The 26,001-nt window shown below is 61.4% G+C and carries 12 protein-coding genes; 4 read left to right on the top strand and 8 right to left on the bottom strand.

Going from position 1 to position 26,001, the window contains the following annotated elements; translation table 11 throughout:
- Positions 1-64: 64 nt before the first annotated feature.
- The 7 genes from PMI22_RS24900 to PMI22_RS24930 form a co-directional block, all read right to left on the bottom strand.
- Positions 65-607 (bottom strand): exonuclease domain-containing protein, encoded by a 543-nt coding sequence (locus PMI22_RS24900; RefSeq protein WP_007943302.1) that lies wholly within the window; start codon positions 605-607, stop codon positions 65-67.
- 71 nt (positions 608-678) lie between these two features.
- On the bottom strand, positions 679-2,640 hold the full coding sequence (locus PMI22_RS24905; protein WP_007943301.1) for an acetyl/propionyl/methylcrotonyl-CoA carboxylase subunit alpha: 1,962 nt from the start codon (positions 2,638-2,640) through the stop codon (positions 679-681).
- A 109-nt stretch (positions 2,641-2,749) separates the two neighbouring features.
- Positions 2,750-3,547 carry an enoyl-CoA hydratase/isomerase family protein gene (locus PMI22_RS24910; protein ID WP_007943300.1) on the bottom strand — a complete coding sequence of 266 codons (798 nt, stop codon included), beginning with the start codon at positions 3,545-3,547 and terminating at the stop codon, positions 2,750-2,752.
- Complete coding sequence (gene atuD / locus PMI22_RS24915) at positions 3,544-4,701, bottom strand: citronellyl-CoA dehydrogenase (protein WP_007943299.1); 1,158 nt, start codon at positions 4,699-4,701, stop codon at positions 3,544-3,546. Before atuD ends, PMI22_RS24910 begins: the two co-directional genes overlap by 4 nt.
- Positions 4,702-4,835: 134 nt before the next feature.
- Entirely contained in the window at positions 4,836-6,452 is a 1,617-nt protein-coding gene (gene atuC / locus PMI22_RS24920) for a geranyl-CoA carboxylase subunit beta (RefSeq protein ID WP_007943298.1), read from the bottom strand.
- 3 nt (positions 6,453-6,455) lie between these two features.
- The gene (locus tag PMI22_RS24925) at positions 6,456-7,325 is read right to left on the bottom strand and encodes an SDR family oxidoreductase (protein ID WP_007943297.1); all 870 of its coding nucleotides are present in this window, start codon (positions 7,323-7,325) and stop codon (positions 6,456-6,458) included.
- 12 nt (positions 7,326-7,337) lie between these two features.
- Positions 7,338-9,128: an acyclic terpene utilization AtuA family protein gene (locus PMI22_RS24930; protein WP_162131638.1), complete on the bottom strand. Its 1,791-nt coding sequence runs from the start codon at positions 9,126-9,128 to the stop codon at positions 7,338-7,340.
- Positions 9,129-9,318: 190 nt separating this feature from the next.
- Between PMI22_RS24930 and PMI22_RS24935 the strand changes: the two genes are divergently transcribed.
- The 3 genes from PMI22_RS24935 to PMI22_RS24945 all read left to right on the top strand — a co-directional run bounded on the left by PMI22_RS24935 (position 9,319) and on the right by PMI22_RS24945 (position 11,927).
- Positions 9,319-9,945: a TetR/AcrR family transcriptional regulator gene (locus tag PMI22_RS24935; RefSeq protein ID WP_007943295.1), complete on the top strand. Its 627-nt coding sequence runs from the start codon at positions 9,319-9,321 to the stop codon at positions 9,943-9,945.
- A gap of 79 nt (positions 9,946-10,024) precedes the next feature.
- Positions 10,025-10,819 carry a substrate-binding periplasmic protein gene (locus tag PMI22_RS24940; protein ID WP_007943294.1) on the top strand — a complete coding sequence of 265 codons (795 nt, stop codon included), beginning with the start codon at positions 10,025-10,027 and terminating at the stop codon, positions 10,817-10,819.
- 94 nt (positions 10,820-10,913) lie between these two features.
- Positions 10,914-11,927, top strand: coding sequence for a GNAT family N-acetyltransferase (locus tag PMI22_RS24945; protein WP_007943291.1), 1,014 nt, complete (start codon positions 10,914-10,916; stop codon positions 11,925-11,927).
- 154 nt (positions 11,928-12,081) lie between these two features.
- On the opposite strand, the gene PMI22_RS24950 is transcribed toward PMI22_RS24945, so the two are convergent.
- Positions 12,082-12,630, bottom strand: coding sequence for an RNA polymerase factor sigma-70 (locus tag PMI22_RS24950; RefSeq protein WP_007943290.1), 549 nt, complete (start codon positions 12,628-12,630; stop codon positions 12,082-12,084).
- A 381-nt stretch (positions 12,631-13,011) separates the two neighbouring features.
- Here PMI22_RS24950 and PMI22_RS24955 point away from each other — a divergent pair, with 381 nt between their 5' ends.
- A complete protein-coding gene (locus tag PMI22_RS24955; RefSeq protein ID WP_007943289.1) occupies positions 13,012-25,995 on the top strand; it encodes a non-ribosomal peptide synthetase in 12,984 nt (4,327 codons plus the stop codon).
- Positions 25,996-26,001 lie beyond the last annotated feature (6 nt).

Raw genomic sequence — 26,001 nt, 5'->3', positions numbered from 1 at the left:
GATTCCTCGAAAAGGGCTAAAAAGGCCGGCCAGTATGCACAAGGCCTTGTGCGCCGTCACCTTTCTAGACGGGGAGAATCAGTGGCAACAAGCGTGCGGTATTGCGCGCATCCTCCAGCGCCCGGTGTTGTTGCCCGGTGAACTGCATGCCCGCCAGTTGCAAGGCGCCATTGAGCCCCAGCGGACGTTCCAGCCGCCGTGCCTTGGCAAAGCGCTGCTTGAGGTTCATGTGCGGCACCCGGCTCAGGGCGCTGTCGAGTTGCAGGCGCTCCCATTCCTGAACCAACTGTTTGCGGTCGTAGTCACCCCAGCTCGCCCAACCTTCCAGTCGTGAATGATGCTGGCCCAGCCAGCGCTCGAATGCCGGCCAAACCTCGGTCAACGGTTGCGCGGCATCGATATTGCCTTGGGTGATGCGAGTCAGCTCCCGGCAAAACAGTGTCAGCAAGGGCCGACGCAACGGCCGCACGAAACGCTGGAAGTGGTCCAGTTCGCGACCTTTGCGGTCCACCAGGGTGGCACCGATTTCGATGATTTCCATTTCCGTTACCGGCCAGCCACCCTCATCGGTGGTGGCTTCCAGATCTATCACCAGCCAGTGAGGCATTGCAGGGTTCCTGGTATCCGCGTCGTGATAGGGCATGAGCGTAGCCAAACCCGACGGATCCGCCTAGCGGCTTATTCGACCTCCAACAAAATCTGACGATTTTTAACCTGATCGCCGACCTGCACCTGCAAACGTTTAAGCACCCCGTCGATACCTGATTTGAGCGGGTGCTCCATTTTCATGGCTTCAAGCACCACCAACAGCTGGCCTTTGCTGACCGGACTGCCCTCGGTGACCAACACGTCGACGATGGCACCGTCCATGGGGGCTTTGAGTGTGCCGGTACTGACACTGGCTTGACTGCTCACCAGTGCCTGAGTCCGGTCCAGCAGTTTCAAACTGCCGGGGCGGGTGAACAACCAGAGGTGCCCAGCATCGAGGCGATAGGCATGACGCTGGTGGATGCCGTCGATGTCCAGCGTTGCCCAGCGCCCGTCGCAGCGGATGATCTTCAATTCGAGCAGTTGCTCGGCCACTCGAATTCGGAACGACCCGTCAGGCGAGGCGTTCAGTTCCACCGGCCAGTCGTGATCATTCAGGCCGATGCGATAGTGCAAGGGCACGCTGGCATTGTTGCGCCAGCCGGCCAGTGGTGCCGGGTGTGTCTGTGCCGACGCTTGATAGAACAGCGCCGCAGCGATGGCCAGTTCTGCAGCGCTCGGGACACGGGCCTGCAAGCACGGATCGTCAACGAAACAAGTCGGGATGAACCCGGTGCTGAACTCGCCACTGATGAACTGCGGGTGTTGCAGCAGACTGGCGAGCAAGCGCTGATTGCTCTGTACGCCCAGCAGCACGCTGTCCTGCACTGCCCGTAGCAACTTGCGCCGGGCTTCTTCGCGGGTCGCACCGTGGGCGATGATCTTGCCCAACATCGGGTCATAGAACGGGCTGATGGCCTGGCCTTCAATCAGGCCATGATCGATCCGTACGCCACCCGGCAACGCAGGTTCCCAAGCCGTGATCTGACCGGTTTGTGGTAGAAAGTCGTGAGTCGGGTCTTCGGCGTACAGGCGCACTTCCATGGCATGGCCATTGAGCTGCACTTGTTCCTGCTGTAACGGCAACGGTTGTCCTTCGGCGACGAGTAATTGCCAGGCCACCAGGTCCAGGCCGGTGATCAATTCGGTCACCGGGTGTTCCACTTGCAGCCGGGTGTTCATCTCCAGAAAGTAGAACTGCCCACGCGCGTCCAGCAGAAACTCCACGGTGCCAGCGCCGACGTAATTCATTGCCCGACCTGCCTTGAGCGCGGCCTCACCCATGGCCTGACGCAATTCGGGAGTCATCACCGGGCAGGGCGCTTCTTCGATGACTTTCTGATGGCGCCGCTGAATCGAACAGTCGCGCTCTCCGAGGTAAATCAGGTTGCCGTGCTGATCGCCAAACAGCTGAATCTCCACATGACGCGGGTCGATCAAGGCTTGTTCGAGGATCAGTTCGTCGCTGCCAAAACCATGCTGCGCTTCGGAGCGTGCGGTACGCAGTTGTTCCAGCAACCGGCTGGCGTCCTGCACCAGGCGCATGCCACGTCCACCCCCGCCCGCACTGGCCTTGATCATCAGTGGGTAACCGATGCGTTCGGCTTCGCGGCTCAGGGTTGCGTCGTCCTGTTCGGCGCCTTGATAGCCTTTAACACACGGCACGCCGGCGTCGATCATGGCGATTTTCGACAGGCGTTTGCTGCCCATCAGCTCAATGGCTTCGGGGCTGGGGCCGATGAAGGTGATGCCCGCGTCACGACAGGCAAGGGCGAAGCCGGCATTTTCCGAGAGGAAGCCGTAGCCGGGGTGGATGGCGTCGGCACCGGTGCGCCGGGCGGCGTCGATGATGGCCGGGATGTTCAGATAAGACTGCTGCACCGGGGCCGGGCCGATGTTGACGGCTTCGTCGGCCATTTGCACGTGCAGGGCGTCGGCGTCGGCATCGCTGAAGATGGCGACGGTGCGATAGCCCAGCGCCTGGACGGTGCGCTGGATGCGGCAGGCGATTTCACCGCGGTTGGCGATCAGGATTTTTCTGAGTCCGGGCATGGGTTCTTCCCTTGAATTTTGCTGTGAGTGTCAGGGCCTCATCGCGAGCAGGCTCGCTCCCACATATGGAATGCATTCCCCTGTGGGAGCGAGCCTGCTCGCGATGCTTCTAAGTGGCCCACCCCGGTTTACGCTTTTGTACAAAGGCCATGGTCCCTTCGACACCTTCCGCCCCGGTCACCGCTTCGCTAAACCACTGCGCCGCGTCATCCAGCAACGCATCCGTCGGTTGCCCGGCACTCGCCAGCAACAGTTTTTTGGTCGTCGCATTGGCCCCCGGCGCGCAGCACAGTACATGGGCGAGGATTTCATCGAGGCGTTCGGCCAGTGCTTGCGCGTCGTGCTCGACAAAATGCACCAGGCCCATCCGCCGCGCCTGGGTACCGTCAAAACGCGCGGCGGTCAGCGCCAGTCGCCGGGCCTGGGTCAGGCCGATGCGCTGGACCACAAAGGGCGCTATTTGCGCAGGCAGCAATCCTAGGCTGGTTTCCGGCAAACCGAACTGCGCCAAGTGATCGGCCAAGGCGATGTCGCTGACGCAGGCCAGCCCCAGGCCGCCGCCCAACACCGCGCCTTGCAGCACCGTGATCACCACTTGTGGCGCGTGTTGCACCTCCTGCAGCAGCGCGCCGAATGCCCGGTTCAACTCGCGATAGGCGTCCGGGCCTTGGGCGCGTGCATTGGCCATGTCCTTGATGTCGCCCCCGGCACAGAAGTGCCCGCCGGCTCCGCCGATCACCAAGGCTCGAACCGCCCGGTCATCGCGTACCGCCGCGAATACCGCGCGCAGTTCGGCGACCATTTGCAGGCTCATGGCATTGCGGCTTTCCGGGCGATTGAGCGTGATATGCAGCACGCCGTTATGCGCCTCCAACAGCAACGTCTGGCAATCGGGCAGAGTGCTCATTTCTTTTTCCCCGGCAGGATGCCCATGAGTTTGCAGATGATCCCCAGCATGATTTCATCGGCGCCACCGCCAATCGACACCAGCCGCACGTCGCGGTAAGCGCGTGCGACCGGGTTGTCCCACATGAACCCCATGCCGCCCCAATATTGCAGGCAGCTGTCGCTGACTTCACGGCCCAGGCGCCCGGCCTTGAGTTTGGCCATGGAGGCCAGGCGGGTGACGTCCTGGCCTTTGATGTATTGCTCGGTGGCCTGATAGACCAGCGCCCGCAGGCATTCGATTTCGGTTTGCAGCTCCGCCAGACGGAAATGGATCACCTGGTTGTCGATCAGCGCATTGCCGAAGGTTTTACGTTCCTTGCAGTACTCGATGGTGCTGTCAATGCAATATTCCAGGCCCTTGATCATGTTCGCCGCGCCGAACAGGCGTTCCTCCTGGAATTGCAGCATTTGCATCATGAACCCGGCGCCTTCATGGCCGATGCGGTTGCGCTGCGGTACACGCACGTTGTCGAAAAACACCTGGGCGGTTTCCGAGCTGCGCATGCCGAGCTTGTCCAGGTGCGAACTGAGGCTGATGCCTTTGGTGTTCATAGGCACCATGATCAGCGATTTGTTGATGTGCGGTTTGTCGTCCGAGGTGTTGGCCAGCAGGCAAATGAAATCGGCGCAGGGCGAGTTGGTGATCCACATCTTGCTGCCGTTGATCACGTAGTCGTCGCCGTCCTTGCGGGCCGTGGTTTTCAGCCCGGCGACGTCGGAACCGGCACCGACTTCGGAAACGCCGATGCAACCGACCTGTTCGCCGGTAATGGCCGGTCGCAGAAACTCTTCGCGCAACTCATCGGAGCCGAACCGCGCCAACGCCGGGGTGCACATGTCGGTCTGCACGCCAATGGACATCGGAATGCCGCCGCAATGGATGGTGCCGAACTCTTCGGCCGCGACAATGGAGTAGCTGTAGTCGAGCCCCATGCCGCCGAATTTTTCCGGTTTGGAAATCCCCAATAAACCGAGATCACCGGCCTTGCGGAAGATCTCATGGATCGGAAAACGGCCGGCCTTTTCCCATTCTTCGACGTGCGGGTTGATCTCGTTATCGACGAACTGGCGGACGGTGCGACGCAGTGCTTCGTGTTCCTGGGTGAAGATCATTTTTTATTGTTCTCCTGTGATCCATGATCGTTCCCACGCTCTGCGTGGGAACGCCTCTATGGACGCTCTGCGTCCGCTTTGGGACGCGGAGCGTCCCGGGCTGCGTTCCCACGCAGAGCGTGGGGACGATCAAATCAGAACCTGGCGATGCCGAAACTGTTGGTTTGCAGCGGCCGCACCTCGGCCTCTTGGCAGATATCCAGCAAGTAACCGAGCAATGTCCGGGTGTCCCGTGGATCGATCAACCCGTCGTCCCATAGATTGGCACTGCCGTAGAGGGCGGTGGACTGGCTGTCGAGTTTCTGCGCGGTGACCTGCTCCAGCATGTCGAGCATTTTCGGGTCCGGCACCAGACCGTCCTTGAGCTGTTTGGCCTCGGTGACGATGCGCAGCACCTTGCCGGCCTGGGCGCCGCCCATCACGGCGGTGCGACTGTTGGGCCAGGCGAAGATGAAGCGCGGGTCGAGGCCACGCCCGCACATCGCGTAGTTGCCGGCACCATAAGAGCCGCCGACGACAATCGTCAGTTTCGGCACCCGAGCGTTTGCCACCGCCTGAATCATCTTCGCGCCGTGCTTGATCACGCCTTGCTGTTCCGATTCGGTGCCGACCATGAACCCGGTGGTGTTGTGGAAAAACAGCAGTGGCGTCTGACTCTGATCGCACAGCTGGATGAATTGCGCGGCCTTGCTCGCGCCCTTGGGCGTGATCGGGCCGTTATTGCCGATGAAGCCGCAGGCACGCCCCTGGATTTTCAGTTGGCCACAGACAGTCTGCTGATCGAACTCTCCCTTGAATTCGAGGAAGTTCGAACCGTCGGCGATCCGGGCGATGATGTCGCGTACGTCATAGGGTTTTTTCGGGTCATCCGGGATCAGGCCCAGCAGCTCGTCGATGGGGTAGAGCGGTTCTTCCCAGCGACGCTCGGGGCGCGAGGGCAACTGATCATTCCACGGCAGCATGCCGACGATCTCGCGCACCTGGCGCACGCCGTCGGCATCGTTCTCGGCCAGGTACTCGGCGGTGCCGGCGATTTGCGCATGCATCTCTGCGCCGCCCAGTTCTTCGTCGGTGGCCACTTCACCGGTCGCCGCCTTGAGCAGTGGCGGGCCGGCGAGAAACAGCTTGGCCTTGCCGCGCACGACCACCACGTAATCCGACAATCCCGGCTGATAAGCGCCACCGGCGGTGGCCGAGCCATGCACCACGGTAATCTGCGGCAGACCCATGGCTGACATCCGCGCCTGATTGGCAAAGCTGCGTGCGCCTTCGACGAAAATGTCGGCTGCGTAATTCAGGTTGGCGCCGCCGCTTTCGGCGAGGGTGATCACCGGCAGTTTGTTCTCCATGGCGATCTGTTGCAGGCGCAGGGACTTTTTCAATCCGCTGGGGGAAATGGTGCCACCTTTGATCGCGCTGTTGTTCGCCACCACCAGTACCCGTACGCCGGACACGTAACCGATCCCGGCAATCAAACCACCACCGGCCGCGCTGCCGTCTTTATCGTCGTGCAGCTTGTAGCCGGCCAGGCTCGCCAGTTCGAGGAACGGCGCGCCGGGGTCGAGCAGCAGGTTGAGGCGCTCGCGCGTCAGCAGTTGCCCGCGCTTGTCGAATTTTGGCTTGGCTTCGGCCGCCTTGTTCAACAAGTTTTGTTCGAGCTGTCGCACGTGTTCGATCACGGCCAGCATCGCTGCGCGGTTCTGGGCGAACTGTGCGCTGAACGGGTCCACTAGCGACTGAATCACCGGCATGGCTTATTCCTTGTCCTGGAGCACGTCTGGTAAATAGGCTCGGTGAAAACCGTTATAGGATTCGCTGTTCGTAGCCTTGTGAATCGGCCAGGCGCGTCCGCCAAGGCTGGCGGCGCCGTCGATGCGCAAAGTGCTGCCGCTGACAAACGCCGCTGCCGGGCTGAGCAGGAACACAATCGCCGCGCTGACTTCCGATTCGGTGCCGATGCGTTTGAGCGGCACGTGTTCGCGCAAGGTTGGAATCACCGCTTTGAAGGCGCCTTCGTAAGTGTCCATGCCGCTGGACGCGACCCACCCCGGCGCCACCGCGTTGACCCGCACCCCGGCGTAACCCCATTCGAAGGCGGCGGTCTTGGTCAGGTTATCCATGCCCGAACGCGCCGCGCCCGAATGCCCCATGCCGGGCATGCCGCCCCACATGTCGGCGAGCATGTTGACGATGGCGCCGCCATGCTTGCTCATGGACTGATTGAACACTTCCCGGGCCATCAGGAAACCGCCCACCAGATTGGTGCGCACCACGGTTTCGAAACCTTTCTGATTGATAGAGGCCAGCGGCGCAGGAAATTGCCCGCCGGCGTTGTTGACCAGGCCATGTATCGGTCCGTGTTTGCGGATCAGCTCGCTGATCAGGTGCTTGACCGCTTCTTCCTCGCGAATATCGCAGACGGCCCAATCGGCTTTGCCACCGTCTTCGGCAATCTCGACCGCGACGTTTTTCAACTTGTCGGCATTGCGCCCGATCAACAGCACCTGCGCGCCGAGTGCCGCCAGTTCATGTGCGGTGCATCGGCCGATGCCGCTGCCGCCACCGGTGACAATGATGGTTTGGCCCGCAAACAAATCGGTTTTGAAAATCGAATCGTAAGCCATGGCGACAGTCCTCTAGTTGACTTGGTCGGCGATGCGCGAAGGCACCGGAATCTGGATCTCCAACAGCTGCTGGGCGAAGGCTTTGCCTTGCGGGTCGATCCGCAGGCTGGCCACGCCACCACCGCCGAGGGCGTTTTCCAGGAGAAAATTAAGGCTGTGGGTGCCGGGCAGATACCAGCGTCCGACACGCCCGTGAACGGGATCGAGGACGTGGCTCATCCAGTCGACCATGACCTCCGGCGTCAGCGCTTCGGCGATCCACGGCAAGTACTCGGGCTCGCGAGCCACGACCCCGATGTTGCTGTGATTGCCCTTGTCGCCAGAGCGGGCGACCGCGAGCTGGATCAGGGCCACGCTGGCGTCGGCGCGCTCTTTGGGCTGCGGTGGGTCGAACGGGACAGGCAAGTCATCCGGGTCGAGCACATCGACGGCGGGCAGGGCGCAGGCGTGGCGCTGGCCGTTGAAATCAATGTCCAGCGTGCAGGCGGTTTTGTCGATAAGGAAGGAGAACAGGCGGATCAGCGGATACACCGTTGGCCGCCCACCGACAATGCCGGTCAGCCCCGGCGCCATGCCCGTTGCGGCCTGGGCGATTTCCCGGGAGAACACGATCAAGGCCTGTTTGCTCGGGTGACGCACGGCGAGTTTGATCACCACTTCGCGGCTGTCCTGGCGCTGGCCGTGGGGGCCATACGTGGCTTCGCTGCCGAGCAGCTCAATGTTCACTTCGCTGTAGGGCGCCCAGCCGCGCTGGCTGAAAATGTCCGAGGTCTTGTTGATGATCGCTTCGCTGACCCGCCGCGCCTTGTCGACGGCATCGATGCCCGCGATCAGGCAACTGGCGGTGCAGCGAAAACCGTCCGGGTACGTCGCGCTGACTTTGTACTGACCGGTCGGCGGCAGGCCTTTGGCGCCGTGCACCTGAACCGCGTTTTTGCCTTGCTGCTGCAGTTTGACCTGGGTGAAATCGCAGACCACATCGGGCAGCAAGTACGCACGCGGATCACCGATTTCATACAACATCTGCTCGCCGACGGTCAGTGGCGTGACCAGGCCGCCGGAGCCTTCAGGTTTGCTGACGATGAACTGGCTGTCGGCGCTGACTTCGACGATGGGGAAACCGATGTGTTCGTAGTCGGGCACGTCTCGCCAGTCGGTGAAATTACCGCCGGTGCATTGGGCGCCGCATTCGATGATGTGGCCAGCCAACGCGGCCTGTGCCAGTTTGTCGTAGTCGTGCCAGGACCAATCGAATTCATGCACCAGCGCAGCGCTGACCACGGCGCTGTCGACCACGCGCCCGGTGATGACGATGTCCGCGCCCAGCCGTAGCGCTTCGACGATGCCCGGCGCGCCGAGGTAGGCGTTGGTCGACACGCACAGGGGCGGTAACGGCGCGCCGCTGAACATTTCATGAAGGCCAAGGCCGCTCAGCTGTTTGAACTGCGGTTGCAGGTCATCGCCGAGCAACACCGCGATTTTCAGCGCCACCCCGGCCTTGTCGCAGGCCGATTGCAGGGCGGCGGCGCAGGCCAGCGGGTTGATGCCTCCGGCGTTGCTGATAACGCGGATATTCTGTTCGGCGAGTTGGCCCAACAACGGGCTGAGGACTTCGATGAAGTCGCCCGCATAGCCGGCCTGTGGGTCTTTCATCCGCGCACCGGCCATGATCGACAGGGTGATCTCGGCCAGATAGTCGAAGACCAGATAATCCAGACGACCACCTTCCACCAATTGCGCAGCGGCGGTCGAGGTGTCGCCCCAGAAGGCGCTGGCGCAGCCGATGCGAATCGTTTTAGGCACAGTCAACTCCATAGCCACCTCCCACTGAAGTGAATCGAGACTACCAAGCAAGCGCTTGGTTTGTAAATGCCTGAAATATCTTCTTCCCGAGCGCTTGCTTGGTGGTCGTCGCCAGCTTAAATTGCCCGCGCACCCTCGCTGTTTTAGCGGCGAACGGCGTATTTGATTGATCGACTGTAGGAGAGAACGGGTGGACGAGCAAAAAGCCCTGAGGGTCATGCGCGAATTGGTCGACAGCGGCCAATTGACCGACCCGGACAGCGCCCGCGGAAAACTGCTGCAAGTGGCGGCTCACCTGTTCCGCAACAAAGGTTATGAACGCACCACCGTGCGCGATCTGGCGGGCGCCGTGGGCATTCAGTCAGGCAGTATTTTTCATCACTTCAAGAGCAAGGACGAAATCCTGCGCGCCGTGATGGAAGAGACCATCCGCTACAACATGGCTTTGATGCGTGCAGCCCTCGACGAGGCCAGCAACGTGCGCGAACGCGTGCTGGCGCTGATTCGCTGTGAGTTGCAGTCGATCATGGGGGGGCGCGGCGAAGCCATGGCAGTGCTGGTCTATGAATGGCGCTCGTTGTCTGAGGACGGGCAGGCGCAGGTGCTGGCACTGCGCGATATATATGAAGACATCTGGCTGCAGGTGTTGGGCGAAGCCAAAGAGGCAGGTTTTATTCGCGGTGATGTATTCATCACGCGCCGCTTCCTGACGGGCGCGTTGTCCTGGACCACCACCTGGTTTCGCGCAGGCGGCAGCATGAGCCTCGATCAATTGGCCGACGAAGCTTTGATTCTCGTACTGGAAGAAAAGCACTAACAAAGGGAATTGGCTAAGTGGTCGAAACCACCTGGCTTGAATGCATTGATGCGTATTTTTCAAGGAGTGGGTTGTTTTGATGTCTTCGCCAATCAGAACGGCTACGGCGCTATTGCTGGCATCGCTTACGGCGCTATGGGTATCGCCATCCCACGCTGCGCAGACGGTACGGGTGGGTGCCGCCCATTTCCCTCCCTATACCATCCGCCCCGAATCCGGGGTCGACACCGGCCTGCTGCCTCAATTGGTCGAGGCGTTGAATCGCCTGCAAAGCGACTACCGGTTTGTCCTGATGCCCACCTCCATCCCCCGGCGCTTCGGTGATTTGAAGCAGGGCCGGATCGACATGGCGATTTTCGAGAACCCGAACTGGGGCTGGCACGACATCCCGCATACCACTGTCGACATGGGCCTGGAAGACGCCGAGATCTTTGTCGCGCAGCGCCTGCCGGACCGCCAGCAAAACTACTTTGCCGACCTGGACGGCAAACGGCTGGCGTTGTTCAGCGGCTATCACTACGAGTTCGCCCACTTCAATGCCGACTCGAAATTCCTCGCGCAAAACTACAACGCTACGCTGACCTATTCCCACGACAGTAACCTGCTGATGGTGCTGCGCGGTCGGTCCGACATTGCCCTGGTAACGCGCTCGTACCTGAGCGATTACCTGCTGCGCAACGAGAATATCGGCGATCAGCTGCTGGTGTCCCAGCGTATCGATCAGGTCTATCACCACTACGCCATCCTGCGTCCCGCCGCGCCCATCAGTGGTGAGGCGTTCGGCAAGTTGCTGCAAGACTTGCGGGAGAACGGGCAGCTGCTGAAGATTTTCGATCCGTACAAAATTGCCGTGGTGCCGGTGCCGCGAGACTGATATCGCGCCACGGTATTTGCGCACTTGCTCTAAATTTCCTGCCCCGGCTCACGTCACTTTGTTGAACTGTCGACGATTATCGTGAGCCCGTCCCATGCCCAATTTGTATGACCTGACTGCCTTGGCCTTGCCATCCGAAGGGATGCTTGTCGCGGATGAAACCGAAAGCCGCCTGCACTTGCATCTGCAAGGGCAGCCATTGATTCAGCTGCGCCTGAGCCGTGAACCCGAGTTGAAGGTGCTAGTAGAAGAACCGTTCGGCCACCCCGTCGAGCATTCCATCCGGTTTGCGTGTTATTGGCTGTTTGCCCGTGATCCGGCCTGCCAGCGTTTAATCTGGCAACTCGATGAGACCCCCACCCAAGCCCTGCTCAGCGGCTTGCTGATTCCAGGTGAAGTCGTCGGCCAGTATCTCTGCTTACGCACACTGTTCTGGCAATTGCCTCAGCCATGGCTGGTCAAGGGGCCGACACCCAGTTACCCCCGGCATCCGGTCATCAGCGATGGCAAGCGCCATCCGCTGCGTCCATTGAAGCCGAGCGGTGAAGTCTATCGACGCTATGACGCTCGCCTAGGTGCCTGGATTTCTTTGCGCACGGTAGACATTGAACAGGACCTGGAGCGTTTCAACCGCTGGCAGAACAACCCGCGCGTAGCCAGTTTCTGGCAAGAGGAGGGCAGCCTCGAACAACATCGCCAATACCTGAGCAAACTGGCGGCGGACCCGCATACGGTGACCCTGATCGGCTGTTTCGATGATCAACCGTTTGCCTATTTTGAAGCGTATTGGGCGAAGGAAGATCGCATCGCGCCGTTCTATGACGCTGGCGATTATGACCGGGGCATTCACATGCTGGTGGGTGAAGAAAACCACCGGGGTCCACACAAGGTGGCGAGCTGGTTATCGGCGCTGGTGCATTACCTGTTTCTCGACGATCCGCGCACGCAACGGGTGGTGGCCGAGCCTCGCGCCGACAACGCCAGGATGATCGTGTACATGCAGGGGCAGGGTTTTTACTGCGACAAAGAGTTCGACTTTCCGCACAAGCGCGCAGCATTGATGGTGTTGGGGCGGGAGCGGTTTTTTGATCGGTGCAAGTTGGCTTGATGCTTTAAGTTCAAGTCTTCTTGCGGTCTTGAGTGCCCCTTCGCGAGCAGGCTCGCTCCCACATTGGATCTGCTGTGAACACACAATCTGTGAACACTGAGGATTTTTTGTGGGAGCGAGCCTGCTCGCGAATGGGGGCGCCGCAGATTTCAGACTAACGACGGGCAAATGTATCCGCCCGACTCCCCGATACCTTGCGGCAGTGCACCAGCGCATCGCGTATCATGAAGTTCACCAGGGTCGGCGAAACACCGAGCTCCTTGGCAATGTCCTTCTGCGGCACCCCGTGCAGGCGGTACATCTCGAAGGCATAGCGGGTACGGCTTGGCAGCTCCGTCAGCGCATCGGCAATGTGCTCAAGGGTCGAGAAATTGATGTGCGAGGTTTCGGGTGAGGCACCTTGAATCACCACGTTCAGACCTTCCTCTTCAGGGCCGGAGTACTTCTGTTCCAGCGCCTGCTTGCGGTAGTGGTCGATCGCCAGGTTGCGCACGATCTGGAACAGATAGCTGAGCTGAGCCTTGAACGACGACGTGATCGCCGGTGCTGATTGCAACCGGAAAAACGCATCCTGCACCACGTCTTCAGCGCGTGACCTGCACCCGGTAATGCGGGCTGCAATCTTGACCAGAATCAGTCGATTGTCGACGAACGCTTGAAGTAGCGGTGAATCGCACCTGCTTGTGGATACTGGTTCCATCATGGAAATCACCCTGCTGCAATAAGGTTGTCGGGACGACTCGCAACCTGCGTCGCCCTGCGCGTCGAGCGACAAATTAGGTTGAATGATAATGATTGTCAATTGAGAAAGAGAACTAATGCGCCTCTGTGGTGCGAAGTGCGAACTGCCTCACGTCGATGCCCTTGCATGCAGCACCCATCCCCGCGGGCTATCCGGCCTGCCGACTAATTATTTCAAGACGTCATCCGTTCTCATTGGTGAAAGGCGCAGGGTCAATCCCGGCCAAACCCGCATCCCCATTGCCTTGCGCGGTCGGCAAAGACCGTGTCGTGCGCGCCTTCCCATGGGCGTGCTGTCAGAAAACCGATTCCACTTGCAAGCCGAAATCAGGCAGGAAACCTCATGACCGACGCGTTCGAACTCCCAAGCACTCTGGTCCAAGCCCTCCAGCGCCGCGCGGCCCTGACGCCGGATCGGGTGGCCTTGCGTTTTCTCGCCGACAACCCGGACCAGGCGGTGGTACTCAGCTATCGCGAGCTGGACCAGCGCGCGCGAACCATTGCCGGAGCGTTGCAGGCCCAGACCGAATTTGGCGATCGCGCGGTACTGCTGTTTCCCAGTGGCCCGGAGTACGTCGCCGCATTTTTTGGCTGTTTGTATGCGGGAGTGATCGCGGTGCCGGCCTATCCGCCAGAGTCGGCCAAACGTCATCACCAGGAGCGTCTGCTATCGATCATCAGCGATGCCGAGCCTCGCCTGCTGCTGACCAGTGCTGATCTGTGCGACGCCTTGCAGCAGATTGAAGGCGCACCGTTGTTGCTATGCGTGGACACCCTCGAGGCGGAATGGGCGAACCGCTGGATCGAGCCGAACCTCGAAGACCACCACATTGCCTTCCTGCAATACACCTCCGGTTCCACCGCGTTGCCCAAAGGTGTGCAAGTCAGCCACGGCAACCTCGTGGCCAATGAACTGTTGATTCGCCACGGCTTTGGCATCGATCTGAACCCTGATGACGTGATCGTCAGCTGGCTGCCGCTGTACCACGACATGGGGTTGATCGGTGGTCTGTTGCAACCGATTTTCAGCGGTGTGCCGTGTGTGTTGATGTCGCCAGCGTACTTTCTCGCTCGGCCATTGCGCTGGCTGGAAGCGATCAGCGAGTACGGCGGCACCATCAGCGGCGGGCCGGACTTTGCCTATCGGCTATGCAGCGAACGCGTCAGCGAGTCGGCCCTGGAGCGGCTCGACCTGAGTGGCTGGCGCGTGGCGTATTCCGGGTCCGAACCGATTCGCCTCGACACCCTGGAACGCTTCGCCGAGAAGTTCGCCCCCTGCGGATTTACCCCGGACAGCTTCATGGCGTCCTACGGCCTGGCCGAAGCGACCTTGTTCGTTGCTGGCAGCCGTCGCGGGCAAGGCATTGGCAACCTGCGCGTGGACGACCAAGCCTTGACACAAAACCGCGCGGAGCCTGGCGAGGGCCGCGCGGTCATGAGTTGTGGCATCAGCCAGCCGGATCACGCGGTGCTGATAGTCGATCCGGTGGCACTCACTGAGCGGGCCGACAATACTGTTGGCGAAGTCTGGGCCAGCGGGCCGAGCATCGCTCTCGGCTATTGGCGCAACCCCGAGGCCAGCGCCAAGACCTTCGTCCAGCACAACGGCCAGACCTGGCTGCGCACCGGTGACCTGGGCTTTATGCGCGACGGCGAACTGTTCATCACCGGGCGCCTGAAAGACATGCTGATCGTTCGCGGACACAACCTTTATCCGCAGGACATCGAGCAGGCCATCGAGCGTGAAGTGGACGTGGTGCGTAAAGGTCGGGTCGCCGCCTTCGCGGTGCAGATCGACGGCCTGGAAGGCATTGGCATCGCCGCCGAAATCAGCCGCAGCGTGCAGAAAATCCTGCCTCCCGATGCACTGATCAACGCCATCCGCCAAGTCGTGGCCGAGGCCTTTCAGGAAGCGCCAAGCGTGGTGGTACTGCTCAATCCGGGGGCGCTGCCCAAGACTTCCAGCGGCAAGTTGCAACGCTCGGCGTGCCGCAATCGCTTGGCGGACGGCAGCCTCGACAGCTATGCGCAGTTTCCGTCAGCGTTCACCGAACCTGAAGGAAAGACCGAACCGGCTTCTGAACTGCAAACCCTGATCGGCCAGATCTGGGGCGAACAATTGCAGATCAAGCAGGTCAATGCCGACGACCACTTCTTCCTGCTCGGCGGCAACTCTATCGCCGCCACCCAAGTGGTCGCGCGCCTGCGTGAAGCACTCGGTCTGGAGCTGAACCTGCGCCTGCTGTTTGAAGCCCCAACACTCGGTGCATTTGCCATCGCGGTGGCTAAGCAGCAACAGGATGGCGGCCCGGCCCAAGGAGCGATCACCCAGTTGTCGCGCACCGAAGCCATGCCGCAGTCGCTGGCACAAAATCGCCTGTGGATCACCTGGCAGCTCGACCCGCAGAGCAGCGCCTACAACATTCCCGGTGCGTTGCGCTTGCGTGGCGAGCTGGATGAAGACGCGCTGCGCGCCAGTTTCCAGCAGCTGATCGAGCGTCACGAATCCCTGCGCACGCGGTTCTTCGAGCGTGATGGCGTGGCGCTGCAACAGGTGGATGAGGCCGGTGAGTTCAACCTGCAATTGATCGACGTCAGCGACCTGCCCGCCGCCCAGCGTGAAGCCCGCGCAGCGCAAATCCGTGAAGACGAAGCCCGTACCCAGTTCGATATGGAGAAAGGCCCTCTGCTGTGGGTCACCCTGGTGCGCCTCGCTGACGAGGAGCATCAACTGCTGGTGACGATGCACCACATCATCGCCGACGGTTGGTCGTTGAACGTGCTGATCGACGAGTTCTCGCGCCTGTACGCCGCCGCGTCCCAAGGGCATACAGCGACGCTTGCGGCATTGCCGACCCGATACGCGGACTACGGCAGTTGGCAGCGTCAATGGTTGGCGCAAGGTGAGGGCGAGCGCCAATTGGCTTACTGGAAAGCCCGGTTGGGCAATGAGCACCCGACCATCAATCTGGCCACCGACCATCCGCGCTCGACGCAAATCACCTGCAGTGCGGGCCGCCATACCTTGGCTTTGGGTGCGTCCTTGAGCGATGCCATTCGCGTGACCGCACAGGCTCATGAAGCCACACCGTTCATGCTGTTGCTTGCTGCATTCCAGAGTTTGCTGCACCGCTACAGCGGCCAGCGTGACATCCGCATCGGTGTGCCGAATGCCAACCGTCCACGCCTGGACACCCAAGGGCTGATCGGCTTCTTTATCAACACTCAGGTGCTGCGTGCCGAGGTGGATTCGCGGCAGCCATTCGCTCAGTTGCTGGCGCAAACCCGACAGAGCGCATTGGGCGCCCAGGCGCATCAGGACCTGCCCTTTGAACAACTGCTCGAAGCGTTCCCGCAAGCCCGCGAACAAGGTCTGTTCCAGGTCATGTTCAACCACCAGCAACGGGACTTGAGCGCACTGCGTCGCCTGCCGGGGCTGTTCGCCGAGGAGCTGCCGTGGCACAGCCGCGAAGCCAAGTTTGACCTGCAACTGCACAGCGAAGAAGACCAAAAGGGGCGCCTCAGCCTGTCCTTCGACTACGCCAGCGAACTGTTCGAAGCGCGGACCATCGAGCGTCTGGCCGAACACTTCAGCAACCTGTTGCGGGCCATTTGCGAACAACCCGACACCGTCATCGGCGACCTGCCGCTGCTGAGCTCGAACGAACTCGACGAGCAAACAGTCTGGAGCGAGGCGCCTTGCACACCGGCCAATCAGTGGCTGCCGCAACTGCTCAACGAACAGGCGAAGTTGACACCGGAACGCACAGCCCTGCTGTGGGACGGTGGGGCCATAGACTTCGCCGACCTGCACGCGCGCGCCAACCGCCTCGCGCATTACCTGCGCGACAAAGGCGTGGGCCCGGACGTGTGCGTGGCCATTGCGGCCGAGCGTTCGCCGCAATTGCTGATTGGCGTGCTGGCGATCATCAAGGCCGGTGGCGCGTATGTGCCACTGGACCCGGACTACCCGGCCGAGCGCCTGGCCTACATGCTCAGCGACAGCGGCGTCGAACTGCTGCTGACCCAAACCGGATTGCTTGAACGTCTACCGGCCACCGATGGCGTCAGCGTGATTGCCATGGATGCGCTCACGCTCGACCGTTGGCCGAGCCATGCGCCGGGGCTGCATCTGAACGGCGACAACCTCGCCTACGTGATCTACACCTCGGGTTCGACCGGCCAGCCAAAGGGTGTCGGCAATACCCACGCGGCGCTCGCCGAGCGGCTGCAATGGATGCAAAACACCTATCGCCTGAACGACAGCGACGTGCTGATGCAGAAGGCGCCCATCAGTTTCGACGTATCGGTGTGGGAGTGCTTCTGGCCGCTGATCACCGGCGCCCGTTTGCTGATTGCCGGCCCCGGTGAGCACCGCGACCCGCATCGAATTGCCCAATTGGTTCAGCAGTACGGCGTGACCACGCTGCACTTTGTGCCGCCGCTGCTTGCGTTGTTCATCGACGAACCGCTCAGTGTTGAATGCAGCAGCCTGCGCCGTGTGTTCTCCGGTGGCGAAGCCTTGCCGGCGGAACTGCGCAACCGCGTGCTGGATCGGTTGCCCGCCGTGCAACTGCACAACCGTTATGGCCCGACCGAGACCGCGATCAACGTGACCCATTGGCATTGCACCGCCGCCGATGGTGAGCGCTCACCGATTGGCCGTCCATTGGGCAATGTCATTTGCCGTGTGCTCGACAGCGACCTCAATCCCGTGCCGCCCGGCGTCTCCGGCGAGCTGTGCATCAGCGGCATCGGTCTGGCGCGCGGTTATCTGGGCCGTCCGGGCCTCACCGCCGAACGTTTTGTCGTCGATCCGCTGGGTGAGCTGGGCGCACGTCTATACCGTACTGGCGACCGCGCACGCTGGACCGCTGACGGCGTTATCGAATACCTCGGCCGTCTCGATCAGCAGGTCAAACTGCGCGGCTTCCGTGTCGAACCGCAAGAGATCGAAGCGCGGTTACTGGCGCAGGAGGACGTCGCCCAAGCCGTGGTGCTGGTGTGCGAGACGGCGGCCGGCGGGCAGTTGATCGGCTATTACACCGCCACTGAAACCCGCGAAACCGAAGACGCGCAAACCGCACGACTGAAAACCGCGCTGGCGGCTGAACTCCCGGAGTACATGGTCCCGGCACAGCTAATGCGTCTGGAGCAAATGCCCCTGAGCCCAAGCGGCAAGCTCGACCGCCGCGCCTTGCCCGAGCCGCAATGGCACGTACGCGAACACGTCGAGCCGGTCACAACACTGGAGCAACACATCGCCGCTATCTGGCGCGAAGTGCTGGGTCTCGCGCAAATCGGTCTGCGTGACGACTTCTTTGCCCTGGGTGGCCATTCGTTGCTGGCCACGCAAATCATTTCCCGCACCCGCCAGGCCTGCGACGTCGAGTTGCCGCTGCGTGCGTTGTTTGAGAACAGTGAGCTGGGCGCGTTCGCCGAGCAGGTTCGGCTGATTCAGGTCTGCGGCAAGACCAATAAACAGCCACCGATAGAGAAAGTAGACCGCAACCAGCCTGTGCCGCTGTCCTATTCCCAGCAGCGCATGTGGTTCCTCTGGCAGATGGAGCCGGACAGCCCCGCGTATAACGTCGGCGGTATGGCACGGTTGCGTGGCGTGCTCGATGTCGGGCGTTTCGAAGCGGCGCTGCAAGCGTTGATCCAGCGTCACGAAACCCTGCGCACCACGTTCCCGAGTGTCGATGGCGTCGCCCGGCAGCAGGTCCATGCGCAATCCGGACTGCGCATGAACTGGAAGGATTTTTCGGCACTGGCTGGCGAGGTCCGCGAGCAACGGGTCCAACAGCTGGCGGACGACGAGGCGCATACCCCGTTCGATCTGGAAACCGGCCCTTTGCTGCGCGCCTGTCTGGTCAAGACCGCCGAGCACGAGCATTACCTGGTGCTGACCCTGCACCACATCGTCACCGAAGGCTGGGCGATGGACATCTTCGCCCGTGAACTGAGCGCGCTCTACGAAGCGTTCGTCGATGATCGCGAATCACCATTGGCGCCACTGCCCGTGCAATACCTCGATTACAGCGTCTGGCAGCGTCAGTGGCTGGAGTCGGGCGAACGTCAGCGTCAGCTCGACTACTGGACCACGCAACTGGGCCGTGAGCATCCGCTGCTGGAATTGACGGCGGACCGTCCGCGTCCACCGGTGCAAAGTCATCATGGCGAACTGTTCCGTTTCGACCTGAGCGATGACCTCGCGGCACGCGTCCGCGCCTTCAATGCGCAGAACGGTCTTACCCTGTTCATGACCATGACTGCCGCGCTGGCCGTGTTGCTTTACCGCTACAGCGGCCAGACTGATTTGCGCATCGGTGCGCCGGTGGCCAATCGGATTCGCCCGGAAAGCGAAGGTCTTATCGGTGCCTTCCTCAACACCCAAGTGCTGCGTTGCCAACTCGACGGGCAGATGTCCGTCGGTGAATTGTTCGAGCAGGTACGCCACACGGTCATCGAGGGCCAGTCCCATCAGGACCTGCCGTTTGACCATCTGGTGGAAGCGTTGCAGCCACCGCGCAGCGCGGCTTACAACCCGTTGTTCCAGGTGATGTGCAACGTGCAGCGCTGGGAATTCCAGCAGAGCCGCACCCTGGCCGGCATGACCGTCGAGTACCTGGCCAACGATGCGCGGGCGACCAAGTTCGATCTCAATCTGGAGGTCACCGACCTCGATCATCGCCTCGGTTGCTGCCTGACCTACAGCACGGATCTGTTCGATGAGCCGCGCATTGCGCGCATGGCCGGGCATTGGTGCAATCTGCTGGAAGCGTTGCTGACCGACCCGCAACAACGCCTCAGTGAAGTGCCGCTGCTGGACGTCAGCGAACAGCAAAATCTGCTCGATAGCCTTGGCGTCGAGCCGGGTGAGCATCGCCTCGACCAGTGCATTCATCACCTGTTCAGCGAGCAGGCGCTGGCCCGCAAAGACGCACCGGCCCTGACCTGTGCCGGGCAAACCCTGAGCTACGCCGAACTCGACAGCCGATCCAACCAACTGGCCTGGAGGCTCCGTGAGCGAGGCGTCGGCCCGCAGGTGCGCGTCGGTCTGGCGCTTGAGCGGTCGCTGGAAATGGTCATCGGCCTGCTGGCGATCCTCAAGGCCGGCGGCGCTTATGTGCCGCTGGACCCGGAATACCCGCTGGACCGTTTGCACTACATGATCGAAGACAGCGGCATCGGTTTGCTGCTCAGCGATGCGGCGATGTTCGAAGCCCTCGGTGAGTTACCGGCAACTGTCGCTCGTGGGTGCATGGAGGAAGATGTCGCCACATTGGCCACTTATCCAGTCACCGAGCTGCCGTATATCAGCCTGCCTCAACACCAGGCCTACCTGATTTACACCTCTGGCTCCACCGGCAAACCGAAAGGCGTGGTGGTGTCTCACGGCGAGATCGCCATGCATTGCCAGTCGGTCATCGAGCGCTTCGGCATGCGCCCGGATGACTGTGAGCTGCACTTCTATTCGATCAACTTCGACGCCGCGACCGAGCGTTTGCTCGTACCGCTCTTGAGCGGTGCGCAGGTAGTTTTACGGGCGCAAGGGCAGTGGGATGCGCAAGAAATCTGCGACCTGATTCGTCGCCACAACATCAACATCCTCGGCTTCACCCCGAGCTACGGCAGCCAATTGGCGCAATGGCTGGCGACCCAGGGTGAAACCCTGCCGGTGCGCATGTGCATCACTGGCGGCGAAGCCCTGACCGGTGAACACCTGGCGCGGATTCGTGCAGCGTTCAAGCCGAGCCTGTTTTTCAACGCTTACGGTCCGACCGAAACCGTGGTCATGCCGCTGGCCAGCCTCGCGCCCGAACAGCTGGAAGAAGGCCTGGGCAGTGTGCCGATTGGCAGCGTGATTGGCGCGCGGGTGGCGTACATTCTCGACGCGGACCTGGCCCTCGTACCGCAAGGGGCGACCGGCGAGTTGTACGTCGGCGGTGCCGGTCTGGCGCAGGGGTATCACCAGCGGCCGGGCATGACGGCCGAGCGTTTTATCGCCGATCCCTTCGCTGCGGATGGCGGGCGTATATACCGCACCGGCGACCTGGTGCGCCAGCGCGCCGATGGGCTGGTGGAGTACCTCGGACGGATCGACCATCAAGTGAAAATTCGCGGTTTCCGCATCGAGTTGGGCGAGATCGAATCCCGCCTGCTGGAACATGCATCGATCCGTGAAACGGTGGTACTGGCGCTTGATGCGCCGAGTGGCAAACAACTGGTTGGCTATCTGGTCACTGAGGTGGCCGAGGAAAAAGAAGCGCAACAAGCGGCACTGCGTGACGCCTTGAAACAACACCTTAAATCCCAGTTGCCGGATTACATGGTGCCGACGCACCTGATCCTGCTGCCCCGCATGCCGCTGACCGCCAACGGCAAACTTGACCGCCGTGCATTGCCTGCACCGGACCCGGAGCTGAACCGTCAGCACTATGTGGCGCCGAGCAATGCGCTTGAGCTGAGCTTGACCGCGATCTGGTGTGAAGTGTTGAACGTCACGCAGGTGGGCCTCAACGACAACTTCTTCGAGCTGGGCGGTGATTCGATTCTGTCGATCCAGGTGGTCAGCCGGGCGCGGCAGCAGGGCATCCATTTCAGCCCGCGTGACTTGTTCCAGCACCAGACCGTGCAAACCCTGGCTGCCGTGGCGACCCGCACCGAGCAGATCACTACCGAGCAAGGCTTGCTCAGCGGTGAATCGCGTCTGACGCCGATCCAGCACTGGTTCTTCGACACCGACATCCCCGAGCGCCAACACTGGAACCAGGCGTTGCTGCTGGAACCGAGCGTGGCGCTGGAACCCCATCGCCTGGAGCAAGCGCTGCTGGCGGTGATCGAGCAACATGATGCCTTGCGCCTGGGTTTCACCGAAATAGCCGGGCAATGGCGGGCCGAGCATCGGCCGGTGTCCGACACCGAATTGTTGTGGCAAGTGCGCGTGCCGGCCATGGACCAGTGCGAGGCGTTGTTTGTCGATGCCCAGCGCAGTCTCGATCTCGAAGCGGGGCCGTTGCTGCGTGCGTTGCTGGTCGATGGTCCCGAGGGGCAACAGCGGCTGTTGATTGCCATTCACCACTTGGTGGTCGACGGTGTTTCGTGGCGGGTGCTGCTGGACGATCTGCAATCGATTTACCGTCAATTGGAGGCCGGGCAAACGGTCAATCTGCCGGCGAAAACCAGTGCCTTCAAGGACTGGGCGGCACGCTTGCAGGCCTACGCCGGCAGCGAATCCTTGCGCGAAGAGTTGAGCTGGTGGCTGTCGCAACTGGCCGGGCCTGATGTAGCGCTGCCGTGCGATCGTCCTGAGGGCGGCAGGCAGAATCGCCATGCACAAACCGTCAGCGTGCGCCTCGATGCCGAGCACACTCGACAATTGCTGCAACAGGCCCCGAGTGCCTATCGCACGCAGGTCAACGACCTGTTACTGACGGCGCTGGCCCGCGTGCTTTGTCGCTGGAGCGGCGACGAATCGGCACTGATTCAACTGGAAGGTCACGGTCGCGAGGCCCTGTTCGACGAGATCGACCTGACTCGCACCGTGGGCTGGTTTACCAGCGCCTATCCGCTGCGACTGACCCCTCTGGACGGGCAGGGCGCCTCGATCAAAGCGATCAAGGAACAATTGCGCGCCGTGCCGCACAAAGGCTTGGGTTATGGCGTGTTGCGTTACCTGGCCGATGACCTGTGCCGCCAGACCATGGCCGCGTTTCCGGTAGCTCCGATCACCTTCAACTACCTCGGCCAATTCGACCAGAGCTTCGGTACGGATGCCTTGTTCCATCCGCTCGATGAACCGATCGGCGCAGCCCACGATCCCCACGCGCCGCTGCCCAATGAGCTGAGCATCGACAGTCAGGTCTATGGCGGCGAACTGGTGCTGCGCTGGACCTTCAGTGCCGAACGTCATGACCCGCATACCATCGCTGAGCTGGCGGACGCGTATCTGGGCGAACTGCAAAGCCTGATCGAACATTGCCTGCAAGACGAGGCGGGCGGCCTGACGCCGTCGGACTTCCCGCTGGCGAAATTGACCCAGGCGCAACTTGACGCTTTGCCGGTCCCGGCGGTCGTGATCGAAGACGTCTACCCGCTGACCCCGATGCAGGAAGGCATGCTGCTGCACACCTTGCTGGAGCCGGGCACGGGGCTTTATTACATGCAGGATCGCTACCGCATCAACAGCGAACTCGATCCGCAGCGTTTCGCCCAGGCCTGGCAAGCGGTGATCGCCCGTCATGAAGCCTTGCGCGCTTCGTTTTGCTGGAACGTCGGCGAAGACATGCTGCAAGTGATCCACAAACCGGGCAGCACACCCATCGAATACCTCGACTGGAGCTCGATGGACAAAGCCGAGCAAGAACCGGCGTTGCAGACCTTGCTGAAGCGCGAACGCGAAACCGGCTTCGATCTGCTCAATCAGGCCCCGTTTCACCTGCGCCTGATCAAGGTCGGCGCGGCGTGTTACTGGTTCATGATGAGCAACCACCACATCCTGATCGATGCCTGGTGCCGCTCGCTGCTGATGAACGATTTTTTTGAGATCTACACCGCCCTTGGCGACGGTCGCGAAGCGCAACTGGCCATGCCACCGCGTTATCGCGACTACATCGGCTGGCTGCAACGCCAGAGCCTGACCGAGGCGCGTCAGTGGTGGAAAACCAACCTGCAAGGTTTCGAGCGGACCACGCCGATTCCGAGTGATCGACCGTTCCTGCGTGAGCATGCTGGCGACAGCGGCGGCATGATCGTCGGTGATCGCTATACAAGGCTCGACGCTCGTGACGGCGCGCAATTGCGCGAGCTGGCGCAGGCGCATCACCTGACCATCAACACCTTCGCCCAGGCGGCGTGGGCCCTGGTGCTGCGACGTTTGAGCGGTGATCGCGACGTGCTGTTCGGCGTCACGGTGGCCGGGCGCCCGGTCGACATGCCGCAGATGCAGCGCACGGTCGGGCTGTTCATCAACAGCATTGCGCTGCGGGTGAAAATGCCCGAAGACGACCAGCGTTGCAGCGTGCGCCAATGGCTGAGCGCTTTGCTCGACAGCAACATGCAGCTTCGCGAGTACGAATACCTGCCGCTGGTAAGCATTCAGGAAAACAGCGAACTGCCCAAGGGTCAGCCGCTGTTCGACAGCCTGTTCGTGTTCGAAAACGCCCCGGTGGAAGTGTCGGTGCTGGACCGGGCGCAAAACCTCAACGCGACCTCGGATTCGGGCCGCACCCACACCAACTTCCCGTTGACGGCAGTGTGCTATCCAGGCGACGACCTCGGCTTGCATCTGTCTTACGACCAGCGTTATTTCGACGATTCGACCATCGAACGCATGCTCGGTGAGTTCAAACGACTGTTGTTGGCGCTGGTCGATGGCTTCCATGGCGACATGGCTGAATTGCCGTTGCTGAGCGCCGAGGAGCAGGATTTCCTGATTCACGACTGCAACCAGAGCGAACACGAGTACCCGCTGGAGCAAAGTTACGTCGCGTTGTTCGAAGCCCAGGTGGCTGAGCATCCACAGCGGATAGTCGCCAGTTGCCTGGATCAGCAATACAGCTACGTTGAGCTGAACCAGCGCAGCAACCGCCTCGGTCACGCCCTGATCGCCGCCGGAGTCGGGCTGGATCAACCGGTGGCGTTGCTGGCCGAACGCAGCCTGGATTTGCTCGGCATGATCATCGGCAGCTTCAAGGCAGGGGCGGGCTATCTACCGCTGGATCCGGGCCTGCCGAGCCAGCGCCTGAGCCGGATCATCGACTTGAGCCGCACGCCGTTGCTGGTGTGCACTCAGGCCTGTCGCGAACAAGCGCTGGCGTTGCTGGATGAATGCGGCTGTGCCCAGCGGCCCAGGTTGTTGGTCTGGGAAGCGGTGCAGGCGAGCGCTGTTTCGGTGGCTGATCCGGGCCTCTACAGCGGGCCGGACAACCTTGCCTACGTGATCTACACCTCGGGCTCCACCGGACTGCCCAAAGGCGTGATGGTCGAGCAGCGCGGCATGCTCAATAACCAGTTGAGCAAGGTACCGTACCTGAACCTGAGTGATGCCGACGTGATCGCCCAGACGGCTTCGCAAAGCTTCGACATTTCGGTCTGGCAGTTCCTCGCCGCACCGTTGTTTGGTGCGCGAGTGGACATCGTGCCGAACACCATTGCCCATGATCCGCAGGGCCTGTTGGCGCATGTATCAGCGCAACGCATCACCGTGCTGGAAAGCGTGCCGTCGCTGATTCAGGGCATGCTCGCCCAGGAATGCATGAGCCTCGACGGTCTGCGCTGGATGCTGCCGACTGGCGAGGCCATGCCGCCGGAACTCGCGCATCAATGGCTGCTGCGCTACCCGGAGATCGGTTTGGTGAATGCCTATGGCCCGGCGGAATGTTCGGACGACGTGGCATTTTTCCACGTCGATCCGGCCTCGACGCGTGGCAGCTATTTGCCGATTGGTACGCCGACCGACAACAACCGTTTGTACCTGCTCGATGGCGCGCTGGACCTGGTGCCGTTGGGTGCCGTGGGCGAGTTGTGCGTGGCCGGCATCGGGGTCGGGCGCGGGTATGTCAGCGATCCGCTTCGCACGGCACCGGTGTTTGTGCCGAATCCGTTCGGGGCGCCAGGGGATCGACTGTATCGCACCGGCGACCTGGCCCGTCGGCGCAGTGACGGAGTGCTGGAATACGTTGGGCGCATCGATCATCAAGTGAAGATCCGCGGATACCGCATCGAACTGGGGGAAATCGAAGCGCGCCTGCACGAACAACCGCAGGTCCGTGAAGCCGCGGTGGGTGTGCAGGAAGGGGTGAATGGCAAGCACTTGGTTGGTTATCTGGTAGCAACCGATTCGGGCTTGAATACCGCTGATCGGCTGGAACGTATCAAACAACGCCTGCGCGCCGAACTGCCGGAATACATGGTGCCGTTGCACTGGTTGTGGCTGGATCATCTGCCGCTCAACGCCAACGGCAAACTTGATCGCAAGGCTTTGCCTGCGCTGGAGATCGGCCAGTTGCAGAGCCAGGACTATCTGGCGCCGCGCAATGAACTGGAGCAGACGCTCGCGGACATCTGGACTGAGGTGCTGAAAGTCGAGAAGGTTGGGGTACGTGACAACTTCTTCGAGCTGGGGGGGCATTCGTTGCTGGCAACGCAGATTGCGTCGCGGGTGCAGAAAGCGCTGCAACGGGATGTGCCGCTACGGGCGATGTTTGAGTGCAGTACGGTGGCGGAACTGGCGGAGTACATCCACGGCTTGGCAGCCAGTGACATCACCGAGGAGAAGGTGGATCGCTTGAATGACTTGATGGCGGAGTTGGAGGAGTTCTAGTTTCTT

Origin of the sequence: Pseudomonas sp. GM21 (genome assembly GCF_000282215.1) — a bacterium.
GTDB lineage: Bacteria > Pseudomonadota > Gammaproteobacteria > Pseudomonadales > Pseudomonadaceae > Aquipseudomonas.
Note: the sequence above shows the minus strand (reverse complement) of the source record. Positions and strands in the feature narration are given on the sequence as shown.